Source organism: Okeania sp. SIO3B5 (assembly GCF_010692555.1).
Taxonomy (GTDB): Bacteria; Cyanobacteriota; Cyanobacteriia; order Cyanobacteriales; family Microcoleaceae; genus Okeania.
This window is the reverse complement of the sequence record NZ_JAAHHG010000152.1, coordinates 1-19,940: the sequence shown is the minus strand read 5'-3', so window position 1 is coordinate 19,940 and position 19,940 is coordinate 1. Positions and strand designations below refer to the sequence as shown.

The 19,940-nt window shown below is 37.3% G+C and carries 18 protein-coding genes and 1 pseudogene; 2 read left to right on the top strand and 17 right to left on the bottom strand.

Annotated features, from left to right (window positions below):
* The 4 genes from F6K54_RS20315 to F6K54_RS20300 all read right to left on the bottom strand — a co-directional run.
* The coding region (locus tag F6K54_RS20315; protein WP_293081100.1) for a tetratricopeptide repeat protein at positions 1–459 on the bottom strand (459 nt) is incomplete at its 3' end.
* A gap of 30 nt (positions 460–489) precedes the next feature.
* A complete protein-coding gene (locus F6K54_RS20310; RefSeq protein WP_293081102.1) occupies positions 490–1,392 on the bottom strand; it encodes a sulfotransferase in 903 nt (300 codons plus the stop codon).
* Between the two features lie 66 nt (positions 1,393–1,458).
* Positions 1,459–1,635: a tetratricopeptide repeat protein gene (locus F6K54_RS20305; protein ID WP_293081097.1), complete on the bottom strand. Its 177-nt coding sequence runs from the start codon at positions 1,633–1,635 to the stop codon at positions 1,459–1,461.
* Positions 1,636–1,657: 22 nt separating this feature from the next.
* Positions 1,658–3,682 (bottom strand): tetratricopeptide repeat protein, encoded by a 2,025-nt coding sequence (locus F6K54_RS20300; protein WP_293081094.1) that lies wholly within the window; start codon positions 3,680–3,682, stop codon positions 1,658–1,660.
* Between the two features lie 142 nt (positions 3,683–3,824).
* Between F6K54_RS20300 and F6K54_RS20295 the strand changes: the two genes are divergently transcribed.
* Positions 3,825–7,112 carry a tetratricopeptide repeat protein gene (locus tag F6K54_RS20295; protein ID WP_293081092.1) on the top strand — a complete coding sequence of 1,096 codons (3,288 nt, stop codon included), beginning with the start codon at positions 3,825–3,827 and terminating at the stop codon, positions 7,110–7,112.
* Between the two features lie 279 nt (positions 7,113–7,391).
* Here the strand turns inward: F6K54_RS20295 and F6K54_RS20290 are convergent, their stop codons facing one another.
* From F6K54_RS20290 to F6K54_RS20230, 13 genes and pseudogenes are all read right to left on the bottom strand, one after another.
* Positions 7,392–8,708 carry a class I SAM-dependent methyltransferase gene (locus tag F6K54_RS20290; RefSeq protein ID WP_293081089.1) on the bottom strand — a complete coding sequence of 439 codons (1,317 nt, stop codon included), beginning with the start codon at positions 8,706–8,708 and terminating at the stop codon, positions 7,392–7,394.
* A 68-nt stretch (positions 8,709–8,776) separates the two neighbouring features.
* Positions 8,777–9,691, bottom strand: coding sequence for an NAD(P)-dependent oxidoreductase (locus F6K54_RS20285; RefSeq protein ID WP_293081087.1), 915 nt, complete (start codon positions 9,689–9,691; stop codon positions 8,777–8,779).
* Between the two features lie 53 nt (positions 9,692–9,744).
* Positions 9,745–10,302, bottom strand: a complete 558-nt coding sequence (gene rfbC, locus F6K54_RS20280) for a dTDP-4-dehydrorhamnose 3,5-epimerase (protein WP_293081084.1) — start codon at positions 10,300–10,302, stop codon at positions 9,745–9,747.
* A complete protein-coding gene (locus F6K54_RS20275; protein WP_293081081.1) occupies positions 10,299–11,300 on the bottom strand; it encodes a GDP-mannose 4,6-dehydratase in 1,002 nt (333 codons plus the stop codon). Before F6K54_RS20275 ends, rfbC begins: the two co-directional genes overlap by 4 nt.
* Before the next feature lie 3 nt (positions 11,301–11,303).
* Complete coding sequence (rfbF, locus tag F6K54_RS20270; RefSeq protein ID WP_366558184.1) at positions 11,304–12,080, bottom strand: glucose-1-phosphate cytidylyltransferase; 777 nt, start codon at positions 12,078–12,080, stop codon at positions 11,304–11,306.
* Between the two features lie 715 nt (positions 12,081–12,795).
* On the bottom strand, positions 12,796–13,473 hold the full coding sequence (locus F6K54_RS20265) for a hypothetical protein (RefSeq protein ID WP_293081075.1): 678 nt from the start codon (positions 13,471–13,473) through the stop codon (positions 12,796–12,798).
* Positions 13,473–14,018, bottom strand: coding sequence for an HAD family hydrolase (locus F6K54_RS20260; RefSeq protein WP_293081072.1), 546 nt, complete (start codon positions 14,016–14,018; stop codon positions 13,473–13,475). Before F6K54_RS20260 ends, F6K54_RS20265 begins: the two co-directional genes overlap by 1 nt.
* On the bottom strand, positions 13,975–14,826 hold the full coding sequence (kdsA, locus tag F6K54_RS20255) for a 3-deoxy-8-phosphooctulonate synthase (protein ID WP_293081069.1): 852 nt from the start codon (positions 14,824–14,826) through the stop codon (positions 13,975–13,977). Before kdsA ends, F6K54_RS20260 begins: the two co-directional genes overlap by 44 nt.
* A 279-nt stretch (positions 14,827–15,105) precedes the next feature.
* Positions 15,106–16,131, bottom strand: coding sequence for an SIS domain-containing protein (locus F6K54_RS20250; RefSeq protein WP_293081066.1), 1,026 nt, complete (start codon positions 16,129–16,131; stop codon positions 15,106–15,108).
* Positions 16,132–16,354: 223 nt separating this feature from the next.
* Positions 16,355–17,113, bottom strand: a complete 759-nt coding sequence (gene kdsB / locus F6K54_RS20245; RefSeq protein WP_293081064.1) for a 3-deoxy-manno-octulosonate cytidylyltransferase — start codon at positions 17,111–17,113, stop codon at positions 16,355–16,357.
* Between the two features lie 116 nt (positions 17,114–17,229).
* Positions 17,230–17,644 (bottom strand): annotated as a pseudogene (locus tag F6K54_RS43040) (GDP-mannose 4,6-dehydratase); the annotation flags it as partial.
* Between the two features lie 327 nt (positions 17,645–17,971).
* Positions 17,972–18,232 (bottom strand): hypothetical protein, encoded by a 261-nt coding sequence (locus F6K54_RS20235; RefSeq protein ID WP_293081061.1) that lies wholly within the window; start codon positions 18,230–18,232, stop codon positions 17,972–17,974.
* Between the two features lie 51 nt (positions 18,233–18,283).
* The gene (locus F6K54_RS20230) at positions 18,284–18,478 is read right to left on the bottom strand and encodes a hypothetical protein (RefSeq protein ID WP_293081059.1); all 195 of its coding nucleotides are present in this window, start codon (positions 18,476–18,478) and stop codon (positions 18,284–18,286) included.
* Between the two features lie 518 nt (positions 18,479–18,996).
* Here F6K54_RS20230 and F6K54_RS20225 point away from each other — a divergent pair.
* Positions 18,997–19,608, top strand: a complete 612-nt coding sequence (locus tag F6K54_RS20225) for a Uma2 family endonuclease (RefSeq protein WP_293081056.1) — start codon at positions 18,997–18,999, stop codon at positions 19,606–19,608.
* The last annotated feature ends 332 nt before the right edge of the window (positions 19,609–19,940 follow it).

Below are 19,940 nucleotides of genomic sequence, written 5' to 3'. Positions count from 1 at the left end.
TGCAACACAACACTCCAAGTAGCTGTCTGCTCCGCTTGGATTAAGGTTGATAGCCTTATGATATCTGGCGATCGCCTCATCAAAATTTCCTTGTTCAGTTAATACTTGACCTAGACTATTATAAAACTTGTAAAAATTGGGTTTAGTATCAATCGCTTTTTGTAAATATTTAACTGCTGCCTCTAAATCTCCCTGTTTAGATAAAGCTTCTCCCAAACAATAATAAAGCCAGGCTGAATTGGAGTTATTTTTTAAACTTTGGGAATAAAAAGAAACAGCATTATCTATATTTCCCTGCTTAACAAAAGCATCACCCAAATTATGATAAGCCCAAGCAAAATTGGGGTTAATTTCAATTGCCTGATGATAAAGAGCGATCGCTTTATCTAACTTCCCCACTCTCTTCAATTGATTGGCCTGTTTTAGCAATTGGCCTGCATTCATCTCTTCATTACTCATATTATTTACTTTTATTATTAAATGACTTAATTAGCTAGTTTTACTTTTCATAAGATGGGGTAAAGGAATATTAGGAACTTTCTTTCCCAGAAAGCCACATAATTTTTCCCAACTATCACCTTCTTCCCAAGAAACTATCAGCAATTTATCTGATTTAAACTTAAAGTAATCTATAACCTCTTGGTTATGAGTCTCATAAAACTTTACATACTCATCTGAAAAGTCTTGTGGATGATCTAGACCATATATTAACTTATAGACATAAGCTGCTCTTTCTTTTAGTCTTAAATAGTGGTTTAAACAACTTTTAAACCATGTTTGAGAGCATTTCCTAATTGTTAATATAAACTTGCTATTCGGGTATTTTTCATCAAGTAATTTGTAAATGAAAGGCCACGGATAGTCCTCGAAGGAATCGTATTGATTAACCACTCTATAAACATCATCAAAATCACCAAGCTTAATTTGATAAATTAGTTTGTAATTAGTTAAAGATGACCAACCATAATGTTTGTAATTAAGGTGATTAAGACAAGCCCCTAAAGTAGTTGTACCTGTTTTACCTAAGCCAATACCAAATACTTTCGGTTTAGATAATTCCTGTTGAAATTTCTCAGGTATTTCTATTTTTCGAGACTGAAAAGTTTTTTGTTGACTTGATTCTTTAATTCTGCTCAATAGCCCCTCGGCACCTTTTTCGGTACAACCCAGTTTTAAATAGGTTTTTTTTAGCTTTTCATCGGTATTCGGAGAAGAGTCAATTTCAAGAGCAATCAAAAAATTGATTATGGCTTCTGAGTAGTTTTCTTTTTGAAATAGAGCATAACCTAAGCTTCTGTATAAGATAGCAAAGTTTGGTTGATTTTGAATAGCTCGACGATAATAATTAATAGCGCTATTTAACTCCCCTTTTGAATGCAATATCTTTCCTATTTCGTGGTAAAATAAAGAGCATTCTGGGTTGATTTTAACAGCCTTGCAATACTCAAATATTGCCTCTTATAAGAGTCCCTTTTTAGCTAAAACACCTCCCAGCTCATAATAATACCAAGCAAAACTAGGACATAAGTTTATAGCCTGTCGATAAAGAGCTATTGCCTCGTCTAGCTTTCCTTCTTTTTTAAACTGATTTCCCAACTTCAAAAATTTACCTGTACTTGTACCTTCATTACTCATACAAACCCAACTCCAAAATTACTTAAAAAAAGGATCCACCCTTGCTTTCTATGGCAGATGGGTAAACACCATCAGGAATATCAACCTCCAACATCTCCGAAATAATTTGAGATTCTTGACCGTACCATTTATAAGGTATTTGAGATATAGAAATTAGTTTATCCCAGGAGCAAAAAAAACTTTTGGATGAAACAGTAAATTCCGATTTCTTTTTAACTAAAACTAGGTTTCTTCTAAACCAAGAAAAACTCGAAATACAACGCAAAAATAATGTTTCTGCCAACATCGGAAACCAGCCTTGATTAGCCAACAAATTAGCCCAATATTCAAAAGGTTGGCAATTAATATGCCCCTTTCCAGGCTGACCTACTTCTGCTGCTGAAAATATCAAAATATTAGAAGCATGGTTGTTCAATGTTTCAATAAGATTAACTTCACAGCCAGAAGGTAAATGTTCTGCTACTTCTAAACACATTACCAAATCAAATTTATCCTGCAAATCTAACGGGTGAGTCAAATCATAGCGAATATACTGGTCAGGTTGCAAAAAGCTCTGCTTTGGGGTAAAGCCATCTACACCAATAATCTCCTCAACTCCCAGTTTATTAAATAGTTTCAGATATGCACCTAAACCACATCCAACATCCAGAACATTTTTAGGCAAAAACCTTTCATAAACATACTTAAAAGGTGGAATATCCACGAACAACTTATTTAGGTGAAAATCGGGTTTAAACACACCATTTTCATTATTATCCTCTAATGATTCAGAATGAGATTGGGTAAATGGAATTAAATCTTCCCTGCTAATTAAACTAGGATTTTTTATGATTTGATTTTCCCAAGATTTAACAATAGTAGTAATTACATTGGTATAGTTTTTGCCGGGGGCGATTAAATCTGGAAAATAAGTTGTGGGGGATTTGATAATAGGAGGATCTAATTCGACGTTGCATGACCAATCTTTTGCCTCTACTTCTACTTTCTGGGCATAGTTAAGAGCTAGATTTGCTAAATCCGATTCATAAAAATTTTCTCCACTCGTAATCCTCTCATATATTTGTCTTTTTTGAAAGCCTTGATTTTGGCTGTTTGTACTCTTATTTCTCTCTAAGTATCCCAACCATCCTAGCAAAACTTTTTTAAATATTTGACTAAGACTTCTAATTGGAAAGTGAGCCAAACAAATATCTGGTAATTTAAGGTTGCGCACATTACTACTGCTGCTTGCCAATCTATGATAACCCTGTGAAATTTTTAGCTTCCAATCAACACAACCATTGCTTCTGAGGATAACTTTAAAAAATTGTGGCTGTTCTTTTTTTCTTCTGTACTTAAAATCTGATAATGCACCATAGTTCGTATTTGGTTCTAGTACATAAGTTTTCCAGGGATAAAGACCTACTCCTTGTTTAGGAATAGCTTGAAGGGAGTTAAGAAATGATTGCTTTGATGGTGATTGAATCAACTCATCTGCATCGATTGGAACAATAAATTCAGGAAAAAATGATGTGGCTACTCTTCTGTAAAGATTAGTTATTTTCTCACTTTGAGAGTAAGCCATTTTATTGTCATCAATGACGCAAAGATTAAGACCTTCTTGCATCAATTTTTGAAGGATGATTCTACTATTATCTGTTGAACCATTGTCAGCTAATACTAGAAAATCAAGATAATTTAGATTGTGTCTAACAAAAGTTTCTAAAATGTCTTCTTCATTTTTAATCATGGAAATTCCCACAAGCAAAAGCTCAACATTGCTTTGGTTAGAATTATGATTAATATTTAACTGGTCTTTGCTAGCTTTAGCTTGTTCTAAACTGTGGTGAAAAAAATTTATATTAGGATTAAGCTCGATGGCTTTTTCATACTCAATAATAGCTTTGGCATAATTGCCGGTTTTGTGAAAAGCATCACCTAATTCATAGTGGTTAAAAGAAAAATTTGGACTTAATTCTATGGCCTGATGATAAAGAGCGATCGCCTCATCCAATTTCCCGCCTCTCTTCAACTGATTGGCGTTCTTCAACAATTGGCCAGCACTCATACTTTCATTGTCCATAAACACATAGAAACAAATTTGCTCCAGCGAAATTATCAAAACCTACCACCATAATACTTTACAATCAAAACCCAGAAAACTAGAAATAATGATTTGGAAAGTTACACCCAAAGTCCCCACAAAAATTATGGTCCATAACAGTTCCCTCAAAATCGCTAACCAACTCTTGCAGGCGGGTAAATTGGACGATGCCCGCAAAGAATATCAGACACTCATAGAATTAAGGCCCAATTTCCCCTGGAATTACTATTACCTAGCCCAACTGTTTGTCGAAAAAAACAAATGGTCTGATGCCATTGTCCAGTATAAACAAGCTATTAAACTTAATCCCAATTCTGCCAACTTGCACAATAGTTTAGCCGAGGCATTAATCAAGCAAGGAGAATTAGATGAGGCAATTAATTCCTCAAAAAAGGCTATTTCTCTCGAACCAAATTTGGCAATTTATCATCAAACTTTAGCCTTAGCTTATGAAGCTAAATCGGATTTTGGGCAGGCATTAACAACTTGGCAAAAAGTCCTTTCTTTTAATCCAAATCACTTGAGGGCAACTCAAAAAATCTCTTGGTTGCAAACAGATGTTGCCAGAGATTACGCTGAGAGAGGAAAGAAGTTAAATGAGGAAGGAAAAATTAAAGAGGCTGTCGAGTCTTACCAACAAGCATTAATTCTGAACCTTCAACAACCGATGTCGGTTTATCTTAATTATGGTAATAATTTAATGACTTTAGGCAGGCTTAAGGAAGCGGAAACGGTTTTTCAGCAATTAAAGGAACTTTATCCAGAACGACCAGATGGCTACAAACGTTTAGCTAAATTAACTCATTTTTTGGAAGATTGGGAGTTGGCATTAAAACGGTGGTCGGAGGCCATTGTTAAGTTTCCCGAAAATATCGGTTTTCAAACTCACAAAGGCAATGTTTTAATCAATTTATCTCGGTTTGATGAAGCAGAAGCGGTTTTTCAACAGTTAATAGAAAAGTATCCAAATCAACCATTCGGTTATGAGGGTTACGCAAGACTAAGTCATAGTTTGGACAATTCGGAGTCGGCGTTAAAAATTTGGTCAAAGGCCACTGTTAAGTTTCCCGAAAATATGGATTTTCAAGTTGAAAAAGGCAACCTGTTGATAAAATTATCTCGGTTTGATGAGGCCGATGCGGTTTTTCAACAGTTAATAGAAAAGCATCCAGAGCTACCATCCATTTACGAACGTTATGCAACAGTAGCTAATTGTCTAGCTGATTGGGAGTTGGCTTTAGAGCGTTGGGAAAATGCTATTACTAAGTTGCCAGACGATTTTAATTGTTATTTGCAAAAAGGGGATGTACTGACTAATCTATTTCGGTATGAAGAGGCAGAAACTTGGTGGGAAAAAGTTATTGCTCAATATCCCGATCGCCATGAAGGATTATCCAAAAGTGCTGCTTTGGCGAGGCACTTGGGAAATAATAAATTGGCCTGGAAAAGGTTTGAACAAATAATTGAAAAATTCCCTGGGCATATTCGGGCTTACTCTGAGGCAGCTAGGGAACTGATATCTATGGGGCGTTTTGCAGAGGCCGAGGAAAGATTCCTTCTGGCTTTGCAGAGGAACCCCAACGATTTAACCGCATTGCTCCAAGGCGGAATTTTAGCCAGCCAACAGGCTTCTAGAGAGTTAGCTTTAGAGAGATTTGAGCGAATTATTGAATATTATCCTCCCCAAAAAGCTATTGATGCCTATATACTGGCGGCAACGGAGTTAAAGTATTTGGGTCGCGAAGGTGAGGCGATCGCGAAGTACGAGCAGATTTTAAGCTTCCACCAGCAGCGCGGTTTATATCCAGAGGTTAAACTACTGGGGAGAGCTTTAACTTCTTTTCAGGAATTAGGTTTATTACTCGATCGCCTGACTATAAAACAACCAGAGCGTATGGAAGAAGTTATCTCTTTAACTAGATTAACACATCGAACACTATTCAATCCCAAGTTTTTTCGACCGTCAAATTATGCTTCCATAGCTAAAGATGCTCCTTCGTTACTGCCCAAATTAAAAATATTAAAAGAGTTATTATCCCAGTGTCTTATTGGGGGAAACAACCGCGATGAGAAAGATTTGTCATTAGTATTAAGCCATTTCGACCGCGATGAGAAAGATTTGTCATTAGTATTAAACCATTTCAACCTAGCGATCCAGGTTCTCGAAAAAGAATCCCAACTCTTAAATAACAGCGAGTGGGAAAGGTTTAAGCTAGTTCGCTCGGCAATTCCAGTGCTATCGATCAATAAGTTTTCTTTTGAGGGTTTGTCATCGTCGGCACGTTATGTAATGGGCGCGGACGAACGGATGCCAAAATCTCAGCTACAAGCTAGGATAAAATATTCACCCGAGTTAACGGATGAAGAAAAGAAGCATTTTGCAGCTAACGTGCAGAAATTCTCAGGTTCCCTTAAGTTGAGCTGTAGGCAAACTATAGGAGTATATAAGGATTTTATTTGCAATCCTCCTTTTGGTGTTTCTGAGAGATATATTTTTAATTACTCTCCTAAAATATCCGAGCAATTTGTTAAGAAGTTTATTAATGAAAATACTAGCAACAGTTCGAGTGAAATGATTCCAGCAGGTGAAATCGCATCTCGAATGATAGGTATTAGACGAACTTTAGATGAGATTGCTATTAGGAAAACAACACTAAATAATTATTATAAAGATGATGTAATTTTTGGTTTACCTATTTTAGGTTATGTTTGGGGATCCTATCAAAACTACGGTCATTTACTGTTCGACCAAATTACTAGCTTGATTCTCTATCAAAAGCTGAATTTATCCTGCAAAATATTTGTTCCCCATATCACTGATAGTCACTGGGAAATCTTTGGTCATTTGAACATACCAAAAGAGAAAATTTTGGTGAAACAAGAGCAGAAGTTTAAATACTTTATTTATGGTAACTATCGATACGACGCAGAAATGATAAATTTTTACAGAAAATTGAGAGACTCAATCGTGGCGAAGCGTGGGGATATACCGTCAGAATATCGCGCTCGTTATGTGTATCTTTCCAGAAGGTATTCCGAACGTAGAGCGATGGTTAACGAGGTAGAAGTAGAGGAGTTGATGGCAAGTTTAGGATTTTCTATTATTTATGGCGAAAGGTTGACTTTTGAGGAGAAAGCGATGTTGATGCACCACACTTCTGTTTTTGTTAGTCCCATTGGCGCAGGGATGAGCTGTATTCTTATGTGTCATCCAAATACTACTATTGTCGAGATATTCTCCGATCTTTATATAGAAGATAGACATTTTTATTCTGCATCTGTATTGGGGGAGTGTAATTTTTACCCATTATATTGCCACAAAACGCTCAATGGGTTGGAAATGAATATAGATAAATTGAAGAAAGTAATTACTACAATACTTGAGGGGCAATGAAAACCTACACAGTAATTGCACTGAAGTGGTAACACAAGCATCCTGCTTGTTACAGCCAAGATGGCTGTGTTACTAAAGATAGATTAATCCTCGAAAATTGCAATGAAGTACTAACACAAGCATCCTGCTTGTTACAGCCAAGATGGCTGTGTTACTAAAGATAGATTAATCCTCCGATCTCTTTTACACAGGACTTACGCAGTATTGTTATATATGGTAAGGGCGGATGCCATTCGCCCCTACAGGTGGTGTATTATTGAGTATTTTGTGTAATTCCTGTTACAAAAAAAAAGCTAGGTCTTCAAAAGAAGCATTCAAATAATGCTGATAGTTCTCAAAATTAACAGTATGGGGACGCGGTAAATCGAATACCAACTTCCCACCTTTTTCCAAATAGTTAATCTCATCCTCAATAACTTCCCGACGAAAATGCCAAATCAATACCATAGCATAATCTGGATGTACTTCCCTTAACTTTTCGTGAGTTATGATGGGAATACGACTTCCTGGGGTAACCAAACCATTTTTTTGAGGTTGCAAGTCGCTAATAGCTATCAAATCTTCTGGCGTAATACCACAATAGTTCAAAACAATATTTCCTTTAGTCGAAGCTCCATACCCATAAACTTTCTTACCAGACGATCGTATCGTATCAAAAAATGCTCTGACCTCATCCCGATGTTGAATAATCCGATTACGGAATCGCTCAAAAGGAGCCATTGTTGCGAGGGGAGCTTCAGCATCAAGAAGTTTTTTGATAACCTCATAGTTAGGGGTAATGGCACTATCCTTGTGGGCAGCTATAATCCGAAAACTACCACCATTAACAAAATTCAAACTGACATCAAGTATTTTGAGATTAGCACGTTCGGCCATCCATTGAATTTGCTGCAAACCCAGGTAAGTTAAGTGTTCGTGGCAAATTTGGTCATAAGTTAGATTCGTCAACATCAGCGGCATATAGGAAAGCTCAAAAGCCCAAACTCCATCTGGAGCTAAAACAGAATGAATTTGATTCATAAAATCTATCGGGTCTTCCAAGTCATAAAACATGGCTATGGAAGTAACGATTTTACATTTGCGATCGCCCACCATTTCCCGCACCCCATCAGCAGAAAAGAAATCATAGATAACTTTAATATCTGTATCAAAATTATCTGCAAATTTTTTACTTGAAGGGTCCATACCGATGCGAGTTAGGTTGCGTTCTCGATAAAAGTTAAGCAAAGTACCATCATTACAACCAATATCTAAAACCACATCCCCAGGATTTGGTTGTACCAGTTCCAAAACTTCTGTAACAATACCTTGTAGGTGACTGCGCATTGTCCGACTTGTTGAGGAACGATAACCGTAGGTAGTACCATACATTTCCGATACATTAGCACTGTGTTGGAGTTGCAGCGTTCGACAGACAGATTCATCACCATCACAAATTACTAAATCTAAAGGAGAAGTGGATGGATCGGGAGAGTCAACGGATGGAAAAACTCCGCTCAGAGGTTGACTGCCCAGACTTAAAACGGGGGTAAGTTTTTCGTTGCCACAAACTCGGCATTTGGTAATTTCTTTAAAGTAAGAAGTTGATTGAGTCATTTGTTTTTTTCAATAAATCCGACTATGGTAGTATTTTACAAGTAATTTGGTTAAAAATAGCAATCTCTTCAGCTTGCTTGCTCTTTGAGTCTTTTTTCACCTTCAATAGTTTGCATCAAACGTTCTTTTAAACTTTTAGCAGGATACCAACCTATTGCTTCCATAGCTTTAGTATCAGCTTGAGAAAACATAATTTCACCCGAACGTTGAGGTAAAGCTCCAAATTTTAATTTCGTTTGAACTTCCGTAAGCTCTTTCAGCATTTCTATAAGTTGTCGCAAGGAAATTGCTTTACCCATTCCTACTTCATATTCTTGATAATATTGTGACGGTTCGGATTCTTTTTCCAATAGCAAAAGATATGCTAAAACTACATCCTCAACATGAATAAAATCTCGTTGCTGTTCTCCTGAAGTAAGTTCTACCTCAGAGGCATTGCTTAAAATTTTTTTAATTACTAATGGTATGAGTTTGTTAGGATAATCTGCTATACCAAAAACGTATTCTAATCTAACATTAAAAAACTCTATTTTATGAGCTAGAGCAATTTGTTTTCCCCACTGTTGGAAATGCTTTTTAGAAAGAGAATAACTCCCTAATTCTTGATAGGGAATATTGCTTTTATTTACATAAGTATCGGTGTTAATAAAAGTTTTTGCCTGGAAATCTTTAGCAGCTTTCAACAATTTTAAAGGAAATGCAGTATTAGTCTCAAATATTTCTATAAGACTCTCTTTACGGCGACCCGTAGCCGTTGCAGTATGAACTACTGTATCAATTTTTCCCAAGTCTTGAAAAGGTTTTTCTATGCTGCATTTATCTATATCATAAGCAGTTATCTCTGACAAGGAATCTTGAATCCTGCTGGTATCAGAAAAACTACGTTTGAGAATAATAACTTGATAATTATGCTGAAGTAGGTGTTTAACTAACTGACTACCGATGAAACCTGTTGCACCTGTAACTAAAACCGTTTTTTTCATTAATTTATTATTAATATAATGTGGCTATAAACCCGGTTTCTGAAAGCAATTTATTATTCATAAACAAAGGGACTTTCAAACTCAGAAAAAGGTAAAAATGCACGATCGCGCTCGGAAATAATTGGATTAGTCTCACCAAGAGGCCAGGATATCCCTACGGAATCCCAGCGTACTCCGCGATCGTGGTTGGGGGCATAAACGCTGGTAAGATTGTAAACCAGAATAGCTTTCTCGCTAGTAGTATAAAAACCATGAGCAAAACCAGTTGGTATATATAAGATATGAGCATTTTCCTGGCTTAACTCGAAGGTTTCATATTGTCCGTAAGTAGGAGAACCTACCCGTAAATCTACCACAGCATCAATTACTCGACCAAAAAGACAATAAACTAACTTAGTATGGTCGTGGGGTGGTATTTGAAAATGTAAACCTCTTAAAACATTTTGATGAGAAATAGAATAAACTTCCTCAACATATTTTGTTTCTAATTTGTATTTTTCAAATGTTTCTTGATGAAAAGTCTTGACAAAACTCCCTCTTTCATCTTGAAAAACTCTGGGCTGGATAATATAGCATCCAGTCAGTTTGGTTTCAATTAATTTCATTTTCATTTATATTTGTTGAAATCAGTTAAATTCAGAAAACCATCATACCATTGAATTGTCTCTTGTAAACCTTTTTCCAAAGTATATTCTGGATGCCATTTTAACAATTTACGAGCCTTTTCTGCCGATAAATATTGATGTTTAATCTCGTTAGTTGCCCGATTTAAAATAACAGGTTCTAGATCGGTTTTATTCATTAATACCAAAATTTTACGCACTAATTCTAAAACCGTAATTTGCAACTCATTACTAAAATTAAAAGCCTCCCCTAAAACTTCTTTTCTATCCATTTGTTCTGCCAAATGTAAATAAGCCAAAACCCCATCTTTAACGTAAAAATAATCCCGAATATAACTACCATCGCTGCGGATAGTCACAGGTTTATCCCGCAAAGCAGACCTAATAGTATCCGGCACAATCCGATTAAAATTCAAATCCCCCCCACCATAAAAATTACCACAGCGGGTAATACAGACGGGCAACCCATAAGAAACATAATAAGTACGACTAATTAAATCCGCACAACTTTTAGACACATCATAAGGATGTTCCCCCTGTAACGGGGTAGTTTCATTGTAGGGTAAAACCTCTTGGTCTCCATAAGCTTTGTCACTAGAAGCAATAACGATGCGACTCACACCTCCCACTTGACGACAAGCTTCCAATACATTCCAAGTTCCTTTAATATTAGCCTCAAAAGTCCCCAAAGGATTTTTATTCGCCACTCCCACGATAGTTTGAGCTGCCAGATGAAAAACCGTATCTACTTCATATTCAGCGATCGCCCTTTCAATAACATCCAAATCCTCAACACCACCTCGGACGATATTAATTTTACCCGCCCAATCGTCAGTATAAAGGCGAGATTTGGGAACCAAGTCACGCACCAAACCAGTAACTTTGGCACCCCGCTCCACTAACTCAGCTACCATCCAACTGCCTAGTAAACCAGTACAACCTGTGAGAAAGACAGAGCGATCGCCCCAAAAATCATTTACCTGCATATTCTATTCCCAAATCCTCCAAGGCGCTTTACCCAACTTCCACATCTTATTTAACTCCTGATACTCCTTAAAAGTATCCATCGCGTAAAAGAAACCAGAATGATAATAACTCATTAATTGACCTTCTGCCGCCAACTTTTCTAATGGCTCTTTTTCTAAAACGCAGTCGTCCCCCGATAAATAATCAAACACCCGACGGTCAAACACAAAGAAACCAGCGCTGACCATTTTATCCTCCTTAATCTTTTCCCCAAACTTTAAAACCCTAGCTGTCCTGTCAATATCCAAAACCCCGTAACGAGAAAGAGGTTGCACCGTAGTTACCGTAGCCATTTTTCCATGACCCTTGTGAAATTCCACCAAATTTTTAATACTAACATCGGCCAGACCATCCCCATAAGTCACCATAAATAAATCTTCATCAATATATTGTTTTACCTTAGCTACTCGACTCCCTGTCATAGTTTCCAAACCAGTATTGGCTAGAGTAACCCGGAAGTCCTGCTCTTTATGAAGGTTATGGTAAGTAATTTTCTGGGAACGGCCTAAATTAATAGTAAAGTCATTATTTATGGCCTCATAATTAAGAAAATACTCCTTGATCAAATTGCCCTTATAGCCCAAACAAATAATAAAATCCCAAAAACCATAATAGGCATAAAGCTTCATTATATGCCAAATAATAGGATGTCCTCCCACTTCCACTAATGGTTTAGGACGATATTCGGTTTCTTCTCTCAGACGAGTACCAATACCACCTGCTAGAATTACTACTTTCATTTTTATTTCTGTTTTTTCTAAAGTCTCACAGGTTAAAGTTCTAAACATTACCATAATGGAGGCACCAAAAACCAACTTGCTCCCAAAAGAAGAAAATTTCCCTCATCCAACTGCCCCTATCTCTTCAATTTATTAGCCTGCTTCAACAACCGAGTTAAACTAAGCCTGGTAAGTTACCCTACCCGACTCGTCTTCAGAACCGGACGTGAGACTTTCACCTCATCACTGCTCCTCTCCTAAACGTCCCTTTTCATGGGTACATCCCTAATTCAATATCAACATATCGTCAACCCATAAATAACCTTCAGGTAAATCCTGTAACTTTGACGCATGGATATATCTTTGTTAAAAGCAGTTTTAGTATCCTGGCAACGTCGGTGCAACAATTGTTTATCCTTAAGTGTTTTGTCACCACCTTTAGACCTTCTCCAAACTTAAGATATAGTCATTTTGATTTAGACTGATACAATAATTCCTTGCTTTCAAAGGGTTTCAGCTCAAAAAATATTTCATTCTTATTCAGAATAACTATAGATCGCCACGAGATACGATAAACCTTCGGTTAACTTCCTGGGAGCAATTCCTAAAGGCAACTTCAGTCATTTTGTTAGCATAGCAACGCCATTTCTATTAATCATACAATACTCATTTTGTCAACATCTTTAATTAATGCCCTAGGTTTTTTCATTTTACTTCATACCTGCTTGTTTCCGAATTATAACCTCTGTTCACAATACAACATACCTTCCAATTCCGCTCTCCACTCATCACTAAACTCACAATCTTTTAACTCTTCAAAATAAGGTCCGCCCAGAGTATGATGAACTAAACTAGCATCTGGGTTAGGTTCATATTCTCCTACCAAATGATTCCAAGTAGGAGGCAACTCCCCAATTAACTCCTCACTTTCCAACCACTTAAACTGATGCAACTCCAACCCAGAAGCAGTATTCACATATTCAGGAGTTAACGCTCTACATTTTTCATTATTAAACAAAATCAGACTCGACCAATTTTTCTTCGGATAAGGAGTTTGAGGTTCCCCTAAAAACTTCTCCTTGTGCTTCGCATCATAATCATGCTTAACCACCATTATTGCATAACGCTCATCTCGTAAATCCCATAACTTAGTAATATCATCCAACATCATCATATCAGAATCCATAAACATAGACCAACCTTTGTATTCGGACAAATAAGGAGTCAGAAACCGAGAAAAAGAAAAATCCGTAGACTGTAAAGGATGACGTTCTCTAGTCAATATTCCTTCAAGTTGAGAAAGCATCAATGGTGCAATACTAACAGGTTGCGACGCTCTAACATTAATGCTATGTGCCAATACACTGAAAGCTACTGCCTCGCGATAATCATAACCAATGTAGACATTAATCATTAATTTTCACCTATCAAACTATTAATAATAGAATCTTTTTTTCCTTGCAATTCCAATAACCATTCCACCGCCTCCCGAATACCACCGTTTCCCCCAGATGCTCTAGTTACATAAGCAGCATAACGCTTCACCTCCAGACGAGCATTCCTCACCGCTACAGGTATTCCCACTTGCTTCATCACCGGAACATCAGGTAAGTCATCACCAATATAAGCTACCTGACTTGCCTGAATATTATGCTCCTGAAGTAGAGAAGTAAAAGCCAGAGTTTTATCGTCATAACCTTGATAAACATCATCTATTTTTAACTCCTTCGCCCGACGCTCCACTACCTCAGACTTTCTGCCAGTAATAATAGCAACCTTCAATCCAGATGTTCGAGCCATCTTAATTCCCAAACCATCTTGAGAATTAAACCTTTTCATCTGTTCGGTATTTCCCAACAGAATAATACCCCCATCTGTCATCACCCCATCCACATCCAAAACCAACATCTGGAGGTTAGTAGCTAGACTTTGCCAATGGTTTTTCCTCAACCACCACATTTTTCTGAGTCTCCACACAACCGTTTGCCACCTCTCGAATTCGCAATAAAGTCTCCAAAAAACCAGATAACTCAGACAAAGGCAAAGAATTAGCACCATCAGACTTAGCCTCTGCGGGGTTAGGATGAGCTTCAATAAACACCCCATTACAACCCACAGCTACAGCCGCCCTGGCTAAAGGTTGAATAAATTCTGCTTGTCCCCCAGATTGAGTACCCATCGCACCAGGTAACTGTACAGAATGACCAGCATCATAAATAACTCTAGCTCCTGTGGCAGCCATTACTGGTAGGGAACGGAAGTCTACTACCATGTTATGATAACCAAAACTACTGCCTCGCTCCGTTAGGAAAATATCTTGACAACCAGAAGCTTGTAATTTATCTACAATATTTTGAGTTTGCCAGGGAGAAATAAACTGACCTTTTTTCACATTAACTGCACATCCTGTTTCGGCAGCAGCTACTAATAAGTCAGTTTGACGACATAAAAAAGCTGGTATTTGCAAAATATCAACTACTTCTGCAACTGGTTTTGCTTGAGAGGGTTCATGGATATCAGTTACAGCTAACAAATTAAATTCTTTTTTAATTGTTGCTAAAACTTCCAATCCTTTTTCTAATCCTACACCGCGAAAAGAATTAATAGAACTACGGTTAGCTTTGTCAAATGAGGATTTGAATATGATAGTTACTTCTGGATGTTGTTGTTGTAGAAAAGCTAATTTCTCTGCTACGGTAGCGCAGATGTCATAACTTTCTATGGAACAGGGGCCTGTAATTAGGATAAAATTATTAGGTATTTTCATTTCAGTTATCAGTATCATTTATCAGTCGCTCACAGGGATTATGCCACGGATGCGCTCACACGGATTATGCCACGGATGCGCTCACACGGATTATGCCACGGATGCGCTCACAGGGATTATGCCACGGATGTACGGATTAAGTAAGAGTTTATAAACCCAACAACAATCTTTTTCCCCTACTCCCTAATCCAGAGTTTTAGCTGTGTTAGTCCACTACATCCATCCGTGTATCTGTGGCCAAATCCTTGTCTTGCTCCGTGTCTTGCCCTGACTCCTAAATTATTTTACTTCCTTAAGCTGGAACTGAGTCAAATCATGCATTCTTACTAATCCTAAAACCTGATGATTAGTATCTACAACTGGCAAAACATAGACTGGTTTCTTTTGATTTTGTTCCATCATTTTCAAAACTTCAATAGCAGAAATATCTGGGCGACAAAACAGAGGATTTTCAGTCATACAATTTCCAACTGTGGAACTAAGAAAATGTTCTGGATTATCCTTAACAATACGCCGAATATCCCCATCAGTAATAATACCAATTAAGCGATTGTCAGAGTCAGCAACTAAAGCAGCACCCAAAGGTTGTCTAGTCATTTCTATCAAAGCTTCATGCAGAAAACTTTCAGGAGATAAGACCGGAACTTCTTCCGGTGCTTTGTGCATTAAATCATTAACTTGAGACCCCAACAATACTCCTAGATTACCCGCCGGATGATTTTCTGAGAACTCCGAAGCTGTAAACCCACGAGCATTGGCCACAGCAACTACTAAAGCATCACCCACAGCAGTCTGAGCGATCGCGCTACTTGTCGGGATTTCTATTTCTGTTGCTTCTGCTGCAACGTCCAGTTTTATTGTCCAATCTGCTAATTTAGATAGTGGGGATGGTACTCGACAAACCATCGATGCTATTTTAGCCCCTCGCAGTCGAGCTACTTTTGCCAGAAATACTAATTCACCTGTAGCACCACTTTTGCTCAGACAAATTACTAAATCTCCAGTTTCGACTAAGCCTAATTCTCCATGTAGGGCATCATTGGGGTCAATATAGACAGCTTTTACACCAATACAAGCTAATTTACTAGCTAATTGCCTCCCTACCAACCCTGATTTACCGATACCAGCAACAAAGGTTTTGTATTGGTTTTCTACTAAGTATTGGGCTAAGTCCAGGAAATTTTGGTCTAAAACTTCCGCTTGGGCAGCCACAGCATGAGCTTCTTTTGCTATTGTGGCTTTTGCTACTTCTAAAATTGAATTTTTAGTCAGGGTTTGAATCATTAATTTTAAGTCAAAAGTCAAAAATTATAAAAATTGATAATCTGTTGATTGTAATTTATTTGACTTTTTTTGTTAATGATAGTTTCTAAAACTATTTTTGGGATGCTATGTAGCAATCCTAAATGAAAGGAATTTTGTACCTCACTCCTTATGGGAATTGCTATATTACTTTTGACTTTTGACTTTTAACTTTTAACTTCCATATCATATAGGGAATTGCTATATTACTTTTGACTTTTGACTTTTAACTTTTGACTTCCCCATAGCGCTCTCGAACCATATCCAACTGCCACTGAGTATCTACCGATATACCATGATGGTCAGTCACAAAAGTCATAATTGTTTTCCCTGCTTCTAAAAAACGTAACTGTTCTAACTTTTCTGCCGACTCTAAATCACTAGCAGGTAATGTATGATAATCCTCAAGTACCTGTCGCCTATAGCCATAAATCCCCACATGACCCCAAAATTTAGTTGATTCAAACCACTTTTCCGATTCCACATCCCGGACATAAGGAATAGGGTTCCGGGAAAAATACATAGCATATCCAGCATGATTTTTCACCATTTTCACCACATTGGGGTCAAATACACCCTTTTCAGAAAGTAGGCAAGCAGGAGTAACAATATCTGGCAAAGGATGAGTATTCTCAAAGGTTTCAATAGTTTGGTCTATTACTTTTGGTTCCAGCAGAGGTTGGTCTCCTTGAACATTAACAATAAAATCTGCTTCGAGGCTGTCTATGATAGATACTATACGTTCAGTACCAGAAGCACAATCTGGGGAAGTCATCCAGACGTTGCCACCCCAACTGCGGACAACTTCAGCTATTTCTTCTGAGTCAGTAGCAACATGAATCTCTGATGGTTTGGTAGCTTGGAGACATCTTTGATAGACGTGCCATAGCATGGGATGTCCGCCAATATCTGCCAGTATTTTTCTAGGCAAACGAGTTGAAGCGAGACGAGCAGGTATGACTACTATTGATTTGGGGTTGCTCATTGCATTAGTTATTAGGAAGTGAAATGCTGTTAACTATGGATAGATAATCTATAGATAGAAAAAATAGGTAAGTAGGTGATAGTAAAATTATTGGTTTGAGTAAGGTAACAGAAATTTTATGATTTCTTGGGAGAAGCAGCAATTCTATCCTCAACCATAATCCTCACCACATCTGACATTTTATACTTTGCCCTCCATCCTAAACTTATCCTCAGCCAATTTTGGATTACCCCCTCCCCAAGCAATATCCGTAGGTCGATACAAATCAGTCACCACATGGTCTTGCCAGTCTAACCCCACACATTCAAATGCTTGAGCCACAAAATCTGCCAAAGAATAACTTTCTCCAGTGGCAATAAAATAATCTATCGGCTTTTCCTGCTGTAACATCAAATACATACTTTCCACATATTCTGGCGTCCAACCCCAATCTCTAATCACATCAACATTTCCCAAAAGGAGCTTTTCTTTACTGCCATTGGCAATACGACAAGCTGCCGAGACAATTTTTTGAGTCACAAACCTTTCTGGTCCTTAATAGTCTATACAGTAGCCTAGACTATCATTTTCAGCACATCTGACATCTTAGCGTCTCTGGATGTTCCACAGACTTCGTAACCTTTGTTTAATGATAGTTGAGCTAAGTATACTCCGTCTTGGCCACTTAATCCATGAATTATTTGTTTTTTATTTTTATGTCATAATATATAGTTAAAACTAACTAACTAATATATTCATTTCAGGTAAATATTTGCTAATGGTTTTTTATTAATTTCTCTATTCTGAGTTTGTTTAGGAAATGGTAAGCATTCAGGTCTTGGGGTTGCATTATTCTTGATTTTGTGAATACTAAGTGTTTCAAAACTGAAAACTGTATCTAAGAATACTAAATAGTCTATAAATAAGACTAAAAGGTTTCTGGAAAGTGATAAATACATAGACATAATTATTTGTCAACCCCAGCACCTGAGTACTAATAACAATCCCTTCCACATCAGTAATACTATTAGCAATCATTCGCTTTCTAGCATCTTCTTCTGGGTCTTGAACTTGCCCGCTTAGAAAACAATAAAGCCAGATATTAGAATCAATAAAAACCAGTTTATTTCTATTATTCATCAAGAGCGGTCGTGCAGTTCTTCTCTGTCTAACTTCAGCCAATTTCTAGCCCTAATTAGGATTAGCCTTTAATTCATCAATCAAATCTTGCTGACCTGGAGTATTTTTGAGGGACTTATCTTTCTCCCCGTCATTTTCATCATCAGGAATCAGAGTTACTAGCACCTTGGTTCCTTCCACCAACTCTGATGGTTCCAATAATTCGATTTTGCCTTGTTTAATTGTACCCCAAAATGTCTTTAACATCTTTTTTTAATAATGTCAAGTTAAATTATTTTTACCAATGGATAATTAATAATTTGAGATAGTTTTCATTATCAATTATTTATTATCCATTATAAGGAGTCGCATTAACAACAACTTTCATAAACCAGCCAATTTCTCACGCCATTTGCTGACTAACCTTTGCCTCTTCCTCAAACTCAGCTTCAGTATAATCAATAACAGCAAAACCTTGTTCGCTAATCAGACGAGCTAGTGTCCGAGTTGAAATTTCAAGATTGGGAAATTTAAAAATAATTAGGGATTACACAAAATAATGTAAATCTGTTATTCCAATAACTATATCATTTCAGGTTAGTATTAACTAAGAGTTTGTGATTAATTTCTATATTCTGAGTTGGTTGAGGAGATAATATTTGTTTTAAGAAGCGATCGCCTCATCTAATGTTCCTTGGGGTTTTAGTTCGTTGGCTTTTTTAATCATTCTAAAATGAAAGTAATCTTAATAGAAGAAAATCCATCAAAAACAGGAAATTCAACTAATGACAACAAGCAAAATTCATTTGTGTACAGTAGTAGAGTATCATCAAATGATAGATTGTGGTATTCTGACACCAGAATCTCATGTCGAACTATTAGAAGGCTGTATTGTCGAAATGAACCCTCAACGTGCTCCTCATGCTGCAACAACTCAACGGACATCAGATTATTTAAAGTCTCAATTAACTCAGGAAGCTCATATTAGGATGCAGTTACCAGTTACATTATCAAATTCTGAACCTGAACCGGATATTGCAGTAGTTCATATCGACGCTAAAGCTTATGGCGATCGCGGAGCGTGGCATCAGCCGTATCGCCACCCTAGTGCAGAGGAAATATTCTTTTTAATCGAAATTTATGACACTACCTTGAGAATAGATCGACAAGAAAAAGCACTTATCTATGCTCGGGCAAATATTCCCGAATATTGGGTTTTAGATGTAGTCCAACGCCAAGCTTATATATATCGTTATCCTACATCAGGAGGTTATCAATCTGAAACTGTTTTATTAGATAGTGAGGTAATTCATCCCTTGAATTTTCCATCAGTTTCCTTATCCTTTATAGAAATGTTTTTGCCTTACAGCGGTTTTCATTTGGGTAGACCACAGTAGGGAGGTTCCATGGAACCTCCCTACAAGGTTTTGCTTGTGAAGATGTGGTTGATCAATTTGAAAAGCGCTGTAATATCATGTCCGGATAATAGCGTGATAAAAAAACCTTTTCCCTTCTAACCTTTTCTTTCCTCTCTTGGTGCGCATTCCCTTGCGTCTGACGCCGACGCGGGGTCGCACCGCATAATTAGGGCTTGCTGATTAATTATAAAAGTATTGATATGTAAAGGTTTGATCGCTTTGAGGGTCGAATTGCAGTGCGCCTGTTTAAGTTGAAAATGCTCAAAAAGCTAGTATTTTGCGCTGACTATGGCAGAACAATCTTGGGACAA